The organism is Telluria sp. ZT3P26, assembly GCF_059686035.1.
This window is the reverse complement of the sequence record NZ_JCASII010000003.1, coordinates 668,858-679,755: the sequence shown is the minus strand read 5'-3', so window position 1 is coordinate 679,755 and position 10,898 is coordinate 668,858. Positions and strand designations below refer to the sequence as shown.

10 protein-coding genes are annotated in these 10,898 nt (G+C 62.6%); 9 read left to right on the top strand and 1 reads right to left on the bottom strand.

The features are described from left to right. Positions 1 to 296: 296 nt before the first annotated feature. A complete protein-coding gene (locus tag AC56LN_RS13690) occupies positions 297 to 2,096 on the bottom strand; it encodes a DUF885 domain-containing protein (RefSeq protein WP_499572470.1) in 1,800 nt (599 codons plus the stop codon). Positions 2,097 to 2,414: 318 nt separating this feature from the next. On the opposite strand from AC56LN_RS13690, the gene AC56LN_RS13685 reads away from it, so the two are divergent. From AC56LN_RS13685 to AC56LN_RS13645, 9 genes are all read left to right on the top strand, one after another. Next, positions 2,415 to 2,798 carry a hypothetical protein gene (locus AC56LN_RS13685; RefSeq protein WP_482899121.1) on the top strand — a complete coding sequence of 128 codons (384 nt, stop codon included), beginning with the start codon at positions 2,415 to 2,417 and terminating at the stop codon, positions 2,796 to 2,798. Then, positions 2,798 to 4,264 (top strand): ATPase domain-containing protein, encoded by a 1,467-nt coding sequence (locus tag AC56LN_RS13680; protein WP_499572468.1) that lies wholly within the window; start codon positions 2,798 to 2,800, stop codon positions 4,262 to 4,264. The genes AC56LN_RS13685 and AC56LN_RS13680 overlap by 1 nt, the downstream gene beginning before the upstream one ends. Continuing rightward, a complete protein-coding gene (locus tag AC56LN_RS13675) occupies positions 4,265 to 5,578 on the top strand; it encodes a hybrid sensor histidine kinase/response regulator (protein ID WP_499572466.1) in 1,314 nt (437 codons plus the stop codon). A gap of 97 nt (positions 5,579 to 5,675) precedes the next feature. Then, complete coding sequence (locus AC56LN_RS13670; RefSeq protein ID WP_499572464.1) at positions 5,676 to 6,209, top strand: TetR/AcrR family transcriptional regulator; 534 nt, start codon at positions 5,676 to 5,678, stop codon at positions 6,207 to 6,209. Continuing rightward, the gene (locus AC56LN_RS13665) at positions 6,199 to 7,338 is read left to right on the top strand and encodes an MFS transporter (protein ID WP_499572462.1); all 1,140 of its coding nucleotides are present in this window, start codon (positions 6,199 to 6,201) and stop codon (positions 7,336 to 7,338) included. Before AC56LN_RS13670 ends, AC56LN_RS13665 begins: the two co-directional genes overlap by 11 nt. Positions 7,339 to 7,814: 476 nt before the next feature. Further along, complete coding sequence (locus tag AC56LN_RS13660; RefSeq protein ID WP_499572460.1) at positions 7,815 to 8,969, top strand: FAD-dependent oxidoreductase; 1,155 nt, start codon at positions 7,815 to 7,817, stop codon at positions 8,967 to 8,969. Positions 8,970 to 9,363: 394 nt separating this feature from the next. Then, entirely contained in the window at positions 9,364 to 9,852 is a 489-nt protein-coding gene (locus AC56LN_RS13655; protein ID WP_499572458.1) for a DUF2726 domain-containing protein, read from the top strand. Positions 9,853 to 9,986: 134 nt separating this feature from the next. Continuing rightward, positions 9,987 to 10,346, top strand: coding sequence for a VOC family protein (locus AC56LN_RS13650; RefSeq protein WP_499572456.1), 360 nt, complete (start codon positions 9,987 to 9,989; stop codon positions 10,344 to 10,346). A 94-nt stretch (positions 10,347 to 10,440) separates the two neighbouring features. Continuing rightward, positions 10,441 to 10,809, top strand: a complete 369-nt coding sequence (locus AC56LN_RS13645) for a hypothetical protein (protein WP_499572454.1) — start codon at positions 10,441 to 10,443, stop codon at positions 10,807 to 10,809. The last annotated feature ends 89 nt before the right edge of the window (positions 10,810 to 10,898 follow it).

Here is a 10,898-nt window from a genome sequence, read left to right as displayed (position 1 = left end):
ACGTGCTCAATGGCACTCAGTCTGAACAGCGTCACCCCGACCGGCCACATCACCACGATTATCTACTGGTGAGCTGGCATGTTCAATATACGAGGTCTGACATTCGGACACGACCTCGACAGTCACGTAGCTGGCGCTGGGTAATACTAATATGAGGCAAGACACCAGTGGAATTGGCTAAGGCTGAGGCCGTGTCCAAATGTCAGACCTGACCCCGGCTGTACCAAGGCTAAGGCTGAGGCCGTGTCCAAATGTCAGACCTGACCCCGGCTGTGCTGGCCACTCTGCAGTAGCAATCAGCTTTCCTTCGGATACGGACTCGGTCCGCCATCGGCGATGAACGTGTCGATCCGCTGCTGCAGCACCGGCAGCGGCACCGATCCCATGTGCAGCACGGTGTCGTGGAAGTTGCGGATGTCGAACTTCGGCCCCAGTGCTTTTTCGGCCCTGGCGCGGGCTTCCTGGATCGCCATCTGGCCCAGGTAGTACGACAGCGCCTGGCCCGGCCACGAGATATAGCGGTCGACCTCGGTCTCGACTTCGTGCTTCGACAGCGCCGTGTTCTCCATCAGGTAGGCCTGCGCCTGCTCGCGCGTCCAGCCCTTCGCATGCACGCCCGTGTCGACCACGAGGCGCGATGCGCGCCAGGCCTGGTAGCTGAGCATCCCGAAGACTTCATACGGCGTCTCGTAGATGCCCATCTCAGCGCCCAGGCGCTCGGTGTACAGTGCCCAGCCTTCGCCGTAGGCCGAGATGTACGCACGGCGGAACGGCGGCACGCCTTTCTGTTCCTGCGCCAGCGGAATCTGGAAGGCGTGACCGGGCGCCGATTCGTGCAGCGTCAGCGCCGGCAGGCTGTAGAGCGGGCGCGCGGGCAGGTTGTAGGTGTTCACCCAATACATCCCCGGCCCGCCGCGTCCGGCCGTCCAGAACGGCGCCTGGTCGTCCGGCACCGGCACGATCGCAAAGCGCCGGCGTGGCAGGTGGCCGAAATACTGGTCGGCCTTGGCGTCGAAGCGCTTGGCGGTCCACGCCGCACTCTTGAGCAGTTCCGCCGGCGTCTTCGCGTAGAACTGCGGGTCGGTGCGCAAAAACTGCAGGAATGCCTGCAGGTCGCCCTTGAAGCCGACCTGCTGCATGATGTCGTGCATTTCGGTGCGGATCTTGGCCATCTCGGCCAGGCCGATCGCATGGATCTGGTCGGCCGTCAGGCTGGTCGTCGTGAATTCGACGATCTTCGACTGGTAGTAGTCTTTCCCGCCCGGCATGTCCTGGGCCGCCAGCGTGGTGCGCGCTTTCGGCACGTACTCGTCGCGGAAGAAGGCGAGGGTCTTCGCGTGCGCCGGCTGCACCTTGCCGGCGATGATCGCCACGGCCTGGCGGCGCAGCGCTTCCTGCTCGGCCGCGGGCATGGTCGCCGGCATCGTCTTGAACGGGCCGTAGAACACCGTGTCCTGCGGCGTTTTGGCCTCGGTCACCGACAGCAGCGTGCTTTCGCGGCCGGCCAGCGTGACCTTCGGCGGCGTGAAGCCGCGCGCCAGGCCGGCGCGCATATTGCCGATCTCTTCGTCGAAGTAGGCAGGGATGCCTTCGAGCTGGTCCAGGTAATTGCGGTAGGCCTGCGTGGTCTTGAGTGGGCGGCGGGCGCCGTAGGTGACGCCGGTCCAGAACGCGCTGTCGGCATTGACCGGCTGCTCGAACTCGCGGTACACCTGCGCATCGTGCAGCGACGCGATCTGCGCGCGGTACACGGCAAAGTTGATGCGCTCGGCCGGCGACAGGCTGGCGGGCTTGATCGCATCGAGTTGCTTCAGGATGCCGGCCCAGTACACGCGGCGTGCTTCCTGCGCCGGCGCGTCGACGCGGGCGAAGCCGCGGCTCGCGTCCGGCGCGTCATCGTCGCGCTCGAGCTTTTCGGCGACCCGCCATTGCCATTCTTTGGTGTAGATGTCCTTGAAGCGTGCATCGGCGGGCGTCGCTTTGGCAGACTTGCCCGCGGTCGGCGCCGGTGTTGCCGCTGTAACGACTGGCGCCATGGCCAGTCCCATTACCACGAAGGCCGTCGAGATGACGGCGCTCAGCTTCTTCTTTTCCATTGAATCCCAATCCATGAAGGTGCATGACGGTCGGGCGCGTTCGCGCCCGGTGCCAGCCATCTTAGCGGGGAATGCCGGGAACGCCTACTGCATGCGATTCTCGTCGCCACCGCGTATTGACGGACTGCGGGTCAGATTTCACGCCTTCTTTGACCCCATCATTTGCAGGGGCTTTCAAAAGAAATTGTGAAAAGCCACGATATAATGTTGTCAACCTATCGCCGGGCACACTACAACGCGGGCGTACGACAACTCCGCACCGCAGTGTGCATGGACCTTTCATGATGACAACGGCCGCAATTGTTTTCCGATCCATACATGATCACGAGTAAAGGCGATCCCGGGCGCTCCGAAGAACACCTTTTACTCATTCAGTCGTGGCGGCGCCTCGCTGACCAGCTTGGCCCCCTCATCGGCGACAGCGGTTTCTGCGCGCTGTATGGCCGGGCCCTGCGTCTCGTCGGCCCCGACTACACATGGCTGGCCACGACGGCGCCGTGCAAGACCCGCGCCGCCCAGATCGACGCGCTGGATGACATGCTCGCCAGCGTTGCACCCGACCTCGCACAAGTGGCCCATGCGGCCCTGCTCCAGAAATTTACCGACCTGCTGGCGTCGCTGATCGGGCACGCACTTGCCCGGCGCCTGCTCGATGCCGCAGCGGTAGACGGAGAAGAGAAGAAAGTACAGGATCACAACTAATGAGCGACAAAGTATCACTTGGGAAATTGAGCACTGGTGTGCAAGGGCTCGATGTCCTGCTCGGTGGTGGACTGAGCGAGTTTTCGTTCAACCTGATCGCCGGGCCACCGGGTTCGGGCAAGACCACGCTCGCGCACCAGATCATGTTCTCCCTCGCGACGACCGAGCGGCGTGCCCTGTTCTTCACCGTGCTGGGCGAGCCGCCGCTGAAGATGCTGCGCTACCAGCAGCAGTACAGTTTCTTCGACATGGACAAGGTTGGCACCGCGGTGCGTTACGTGAACCTGGCCGAAGACCTGCGTGCGGGCGACTTCAGCACCGTGCTGGCGCGCATGATGAAAGAGGTCGAGGACTTCGCGCCGAGCCTCGTGTTCGTCGATTCGTTCCGCTCGGTGGCGCAGACGGCGCGCAGCGGCAACGAGGGTGCGGCCGACCTGCAGCATTTCATCCAGGATCTCGGCACGCGCATGACGAGCTGGCAAGCCACCACCTTCCTGATCGGCGAGTATGCCAACGGCGATGCCGAGGCCAGTCCGATCATGACGGTGGCCGACGGCATGATCTCGCTGACGCCCGTGCATGACGACAATTCGGTGGTGCGCAAGATGCGCGTGGTGAAGATGCGGGGCCAGGCCCACATGAACGGCTCGCACACCTTCCGCATCACCGACGACGGTATCCGCGTCTATCCGCGCATGCTGCCGCCACTGGCACACGACCACCATGGCGGCGCGCCGACCGACCGCGATCCCCGGCGTATCCCCACCGGCACGTCCGACCTGGATGTGCTGCTGCACGGCGGCCTGCCACAGGGGCATTCGTTGCTGGTGACGGGACCGAGCGGTTGCGGCAAGACCATCCTGGCCACGCGCTTCCTGCAAGAGGGCGTGCGCCGGGGCGAGAAGGGCGTGGCGCTCTCGTTCGAGAAAGGCACGTCGCGCCTGCGCAATGCCGAACTGGCCGGGATGGTGGCGTCTGGCGACGTGGAGGTGCTGGAAAGCCGCATGATCGACCTGACGGTGGACGAGGTACTCGAGGCGCTGACCGAAGCGATCGACCGCACCGGCGCGCGCCGGGTGGTGGTCGATTCGCTGTCCGAGCTGTCGCTGTACCTGGCGCCGGAAGGGCGCAACCAGTTGCGCTCGACCGTGTTCCAGATGCTCACGTCGCTGGCCAAGCGCAACATCACGGTACTGGTGACGATGGGGATGGATGACGACTTCACGCATCTGCGTTTCAGCCAGTCCGAAATCGCCTACCTGACCGATGCAGTCGTCCTGATGCGCTTTGGCGAGAGCGCGGGCCAGCTGCGCCGCTTCATTTCGGTGGTCAAGGTGCGCGGCAGCAGCCACAGTCACGACCTGCGCGAGTTCCATATCGACGACGTCGGCATCCACATCGATCCGATCAGCTCTGCGCACGAAGGCGTCCTGCACGGGTTGCCCACTTCGCGGGGCGCGGCCTGAATGACTTCCGTGCCGGCGCTACAGGCCAGCGAGCCAGCCTCGCCCGACAGCCGTCTGGCGCAGCTGGAACGCGAGAACGCGCGACTGCAGCGCGAGCTTGACGCCAGCACCACGCTGGCCGTGAGCCTGCGCGAAGCCAACGAACACCTGGTGCTGGCGGCGGTCGACGCCCAAACCTCGCGCGACGACGCCGAAGACACGAACCGGCGCCAGAACGAGTTCCTGGCCATGCTGGCGCATGAACTGCGCAACCCGTTGGTGCCGATCAGCGTGTCTGCCGGCCTGTTGGCGCGCGGCCCGGTCGCGACCTTGCCGCTGGCGCGCCTCACGGCCGTGATCCAGCGCCAGGTTGACCACATGGCGCGCCTGCTCGACGACCTGCTCGACGCCGCGCGTCTGAGCAGCGGCAAGATCACGCTGGCGATCGAACCGCTGCGCCTGGCCGAAGTGCTCGAACACGCGGCCGAGACGATCATGCCGCGCGTGCGCGAGCGCGGCCAGCGCTTGACGATCACCCACGACGAGCGCGATCTCGTCGTCGACGGCGACCGCGTGCGCCTGACGCAGGTCTTCACCAATCTGCTCAACAACGCCTCGAAGTACACGCAGGATGGCGGCCAGGTCACGGTCAGCGTACGCTGCGAGGATGGCATCGCGGTCACGATCGCGGACAACGGCGCCGGCATGTCGGGCGAGACGATCGGCCGCGCGTTCGAGCTGTTCACGCAGGGGCCGCGCACGCTGGCGCGCTCCGAGGGTGGACTGGGCGTCGGCCTGAACGTCGTGCGCAACCTGGTCAGCATGCATGGCGGCAGCGTCACTGCCGGCAGCGATGGCCCGGGCCAGGGCAGCGCCTTCACCGTGCGCCTGCCGCAGTCATCGGCCGGCGCGCCGCACGTGCCCGCCGCCGCACCGGTGCATGCGGCCAGCGCCGCGCGCCGCATCCTGGTCATCGAAGACAATGGCGACGCCTCCGAGGTGCTGCGCCTGTTGCTCGAACTCGAAGGCCACCAGGTCGAGATCGCGGCCGACGGCCACGCCGGCCTGGCACTCGCGCTGGAAGGACGCTTCGACGCCATCGTCTGCGACATCGGCCTGCCCGGCATCGATGGCCTGGAACTGATGACGCGCCTGCGCGCCGCGCAGCCGGTCCCAAGGCCGCTGACGGTGGCGCTGTCGGGCTATGGCCAGCCGAGCGACCGCGAAAAGGCGCTGGCCGCCGGTTTCGATCGCTACCTGGTCAAGCCGGTGGCGTCGGCCACGCTGGTCGATGCGCTGGCGGGCGGGCCGGGCGTGCCAGAGCAAAACGCCTAAAGCCACTTTGCACCACGAGACCAGTCCCGTCGGGACACCGTACGCTTGACATGTACAACGATCGTTGTACACTCGGGCCATGGACAAGAAAACTGACATGGCAGCATCTGCCGCACAGCTGTTCGCACGCGAAGGCCTGCGCGGCATTGGCGTCGATCACATCGGCGCCAGCATCGGTGCATCCACGCGTACGCTGTACAAGCATTTCGGTTCGCGTGACGGCCTGGTCGTGGCCGCGCTCGAATCGCGGCATGCAGCGTTCATGGCGCTCCTGCAGCACGACGATGCAGGGATCGGCCCGGTCGAAGCGCTGTTTACTACGCTCGAACGGTGGTCGGCCGAATTCGGCGCCTCGGGTTGTTTGCTGCTGCGGGCTGGCAATGAGTACCGGGGCGCGAACGATGACATCGTGGTCCTGGTGCGCGCGCAGAAAGCCGCGTTTTTCAGCGAGATCACCAGGCGCGTCAAGCACGCGCTGGGGCATGACGATCCGCTGCTGTCTTCCCAGATCTGGATTCTGTTCGAAGGGGCGACGGCCATCGCGAGCCTGGACGATACGGCCGTGATTCGCGCGGCCAGGGATGCCGCCTTGTCGCTGCTTGCGGGCGCAGTCAGCCACCGTGAAGCATAACGTCAACCTGCTGGCGGCCGCCTTCGCACTGACCGCCGTCTCGTACGGGCTGGCGCGGTTTGCCTTCGGGCTGCTGCTGCCGCAGATACGCACCGAACTGTCGCTCGATATCGGCACCACGGGCTGGATCGGCAGCAGCGCGTTCGTCGCGTATTGCATTGGCGTGTGCATCACCTTCATGGTGAACCGTGCGTGCTCGCCACGAACCATTGCCTTCGCCGCCGGGCTGGCATCGACCGTCGGCATGGTGATCATCACGTTGTCCACGACCGGGTGGGCGTTGGGTGTGGGCGTTGCGCTGGCAGGCATGAGTACCGGCCTGACCTCGCCGCCATTGGCGACAGCAGTGGCATTGCGACTGGACGAGGCACACCGGCCGAAGGCCAATGCCATCATCAATGCGGGCACCGCCGCCGGCATCGTCTTCTCCGGCCTGGCGAGCCTGATCGCACTCGGTGGCTGGCGCGAACTCTACGGCCTGTTTGCGGCAATCAGTTGCGTCGTGACGGTCTGGGTCTGGTGTGCGGTGCCAACGGGGCGGGAACGCACCACGAGCGGGCCGGTCTCGCTCGCGATCTTCAAGCGCCCCGGCATGCTGGCGCTGTGCAGCGGCAGCTTGTTGATGGGCTTGTCGAGTACGGCCATCTGGACCTTTGGCGGCAGCCTGTTGCGCGACGAATTCGATTTCACGCAACGCGATATCGCCTGGATCTGGGTGGCGCTTGGTCTGGCCGGCGTCGCCGGCGCGATGACGGGCGCCTTCGTCCAGCGTTTCGGCCTGCTGCGCGTCCACCGCACGTCGTTGCTTGGAATGGCCGCGGGCATCATTGGCCTGTCCTTCACGTCGATCTCCGCCGCATTCGCGTTCGCCAGCGTGGCGCTGTTCGGGGCGTCGTATATCACCTCGTCCGGCGCTTACCTGATCCAGGGCATCAGGCTGCTCCCTGAGCGACCCGACCTGGGGCTGGGCATGCCATTCCTGATCCTCGCATCTGGCCAGAGCGCGGGGGCGCCATTGTTTGGCGCATTGTTGACGGGGTGGGGCGCGGGTGTTGCGCTGGCTGCATTTGCGGGTGTGGCGTTGCTGGCGGGTGGTATTCGTCCACGGCACTCCGAGGTGGCCGGCTGACCGGCGGGTTCACTACGGACGAGGCGCCACGACCCGGGGGGGCTCTCGTCATCTTGATGGCGATGAGTTGGCGACAAACAAGCCCGGAAATCTTCCATACCGCCGATCCGTATGGCCGACCAGGACGATGTGGAATTGACGGACGTGTGCGGCAGTGAAGAATGCCGCCCTGCGCCTGGCACTGCCTGTTGTGGCAGGCAGTGCATCATTTAGGCTGGCAACTTGCTGCTTCCACGCGGCCGACCAATTCCGGCAGGCGCGAACCTTGACACGAGTGCACCGGCCATGAGAATCTCGGGTTTCGTACACCGCGAAAAACGATGGTGTTGCTGTCCATGATGATGCAGTCAAGCAGCTAACCAATCGCCCACACGCCGCCTGACATCCTGTCATGCCGGCCAGCGTTTCCCCGACTCCGTCGGAACTCTTCGAGCTTGTGTGCCTGGTCGCGCATGCTCAGATCGGAACGCACCGCCATGGCCTATCCTGCACATCGTCCTTGTTCTATTCGTCCACGCATCGCTATCATCGGCGCCGGCCTGGCCGGACTGACGCTGGCACGTGTCTTACACATCAACGGCATAGCAGCCATCATCTTCGAAGGCGAGAAATCCTCCACAGCAAGAGCGCAAGGAGGGTTACTCGACATCCACGAGCACAACGGACAGCCAGGTCTGAAGGCAGCCGGGCTCTACGACGCGTTTCAGGCACTCGTACTTCCCGGCGAGGATGCCAAGCGCGTCGTGGACAAGCATGGCACCGTGTTGCTTGACAGGCCTGGCTCAGACGCTGGATCAAGGCCCGAGGTAGAGCGGGGTGCGCTGCGCCAGCTCCTGATTGCGTCATTGCCAGCGGAAACCATCCAGTGGGGCTGCAAGCTCGCACAAGCTGTTCCACTGGCCAACGGGCAGCATCGGTTATTGTTTGCAGATGGCTGCACGGCCGAGGTGGATCTGCTCGTTGGGGCCGATGGCGCATGGTCGAAAGTACGCCCCCTGGTCTCATCCTCTACGCCACGATACAGTGGCACGTCCTTCGTCGAGACCCGTCTCTTCAATGGCGCGGCACGGTATCCAGCGACCGCAGCGGTCATCGGCTCTGGTACGTTGATGGCAGTGGCGCCAGACAGGGCGATCCTTGCACACCACCATGCCGACGGCACGCTGCACAGCTATATCGCCTTGAACAAGCCTGCATCCTGGATCGCTGCCGTTGATGTCAGCTCTGTCCGCGTCGCGCTTGACAGCGTCGCGAAGGAATTTGCCGGGTGGTCTCCGGAGCTTCTCACGCTGGTCGCCGCAAGCGATACCACGCCAGTCGTTCGTCCTATCCATGCGTTACCGGTGACCCATCGATGGCAACACACACCCGGTGTCACGCTGATGGGGGATGCGGCGCATGTGATGTCGCCATTTGCCGGTGAGGGCGCCAACCTTGCCATTGTTGACGGTGCTGAACTTGCACACGCGCTGTGCAATCATCCGGGTGATCTCGAGGCCGCTCTGACAACTTACGAGCGTGCGTTATTCTCACGCAGCGCTACAGCCGCAATGGCAAGTGCGCGCAATCACCGACGTTTTTTTGGCGGCGAAGCGCTTCGAAGCGTGGTTGCCATGTTTGCGACGCGTTGACGGGGACGTGCGCCAGGTAACTTCGGTGGATCTTCGATTGTCATTGACGGGCAGTCAATCAGCGCACGCAGTTCACCGCCCCAGCTGCCGCGCCAGCCACGCCACCGCTTCCTCAATCCGCTCATACCTGGTTGCATACCGGTAGCCAAGGTCAGGTAGCCAGGGTCAGGTCTGACATTTGGACACGGATTCTTCCTTAGTACCTTCATCAGGGCATTCATGAGTAGGCTTTTTGTTGAGTTCGTGTCCGAATGCCAGACCTGACCCTGTTCTTAGAGCTGACCCTGTTCTTGTTTCAATCCTGCGCTCCGTGACATTCTGCGACTATGTCGGCCATGGCGATCGGCTATGCTGAGCCTACTTGATTGGCAACGAATAAAAAGGCATCGGCGGTATGAAAGTCATGTTGGCATTGCTGTTGTTGGCGTTAATCATCGTCGCTATTGGCAAGGTGGCGGGAAGAGGTCGGCGCAAAGGTGAAGCCTATCAATCCCGCGCATTGATGACTGAAAACGAGGCCGAGTTTTTTGGTCGTCTCATCGTCGCACTGCCGGATTGTTATGTGTTCCCACAAGTCGCCATGTCAGCCCTGATCCAGGCAGCCACGACAGACAAAAAGCGCGCATACAGTGACCATCTTCGTATCGCGCAGCAGCGGGTGGACTATGTGGTCTGCGATCGTGGCTGCCAGATCATTGCAGTCGTCGAGCTTGACGACAGAACACATTCACACAAAAAGGATGCGGTTCGGGACGGACGTCTGCTGCAAGCTGGTATTCGAACAGTGCGGTTCCAGTCCAAAAGCAAGCCAACTGCGGACGGTATACGCGCCACGGTTTTCTCGGCATCCACCACGCCCGTGCCTGAATCAACTGCAGCCTGATTGCGGGAACAGGCCGGCCAGTGCAGTTTTCGAATCCGGAACCTGCCAGACTGGCGCGGCTGGCAGAGTTCGGCAAAAGCAGTCGTTCGACGTCATGCACACCGACATATTAACGTCTTATTCTGGAGGCAAAGATGACAATGCAAAACCGCGACCGAAAGATCGATAATATTGAATTCAATGTTGCCGACATTGAGAGAAGTAAATTATTTTATGCGAAGGCTTTTGATTGGCAATATACGGACTACGGTTCTGCCTATACCGAATTCACAGATGGCCGGCTGACCGGCGGTTTCGTTACGGGTGAAACGCCATGCCCCGGTGGCCCGCTTGTCATCATCTACGCAGACAATTTAGCCGAAACGCAGCGACGGCTTGAGATCGCCGGTGCCGTGATCACCAAGCCAGTGTTCGAATTTCCCGGTGGCTGTCGGTTCCATTTTCAGGATCTTGATGGCTACGAGTTGGCAGTCTGGTCTGACAAACAAGCCTAGAAATTTCCCGGACCGCTGATCTGTGCCGCTGACTCGAATGGCCAGCTTCGTAAAAAAGCGGAACAATATTGATCAGCAAGTTCACTAAACGTCCATGAAACTGCTTTTTTCGATGTGTCTGATGGTCGCATCATCCGCAGTTTTTGCGGGCCAGCCTGCTAAATTTTGTGGCAAATTTTCTCCGACCGACCAAGTGTCCAAGCCTTTGACGATTGCTGAAATAGAGCGGCAAGAAAAGGCGACACTTCCGGATATGCTGAAACTCAGATCGGACTATCCGCAAGTGCCATTCGGATTCATGAACGCGGAATGGCGCGCTTTCAAATCGGTGGTTCGACCCGGCGACAAAATTGTCAGGTACAGCACTGACCGGCATTCCTGGCAACACCTGGCTGGCGAAACCGGCTATGCATTGATCCGGTCGGGATGTGTTGTCGAATTGTTCAAGACGATGTGGAATTGACGGACCTGTGCCGCAGTGAACAAGGCTGGTAAATTGCTGCTATCACGCGGCCGGCCAATGTCGACGGCCGCGAACCTTCACCCAAGTGC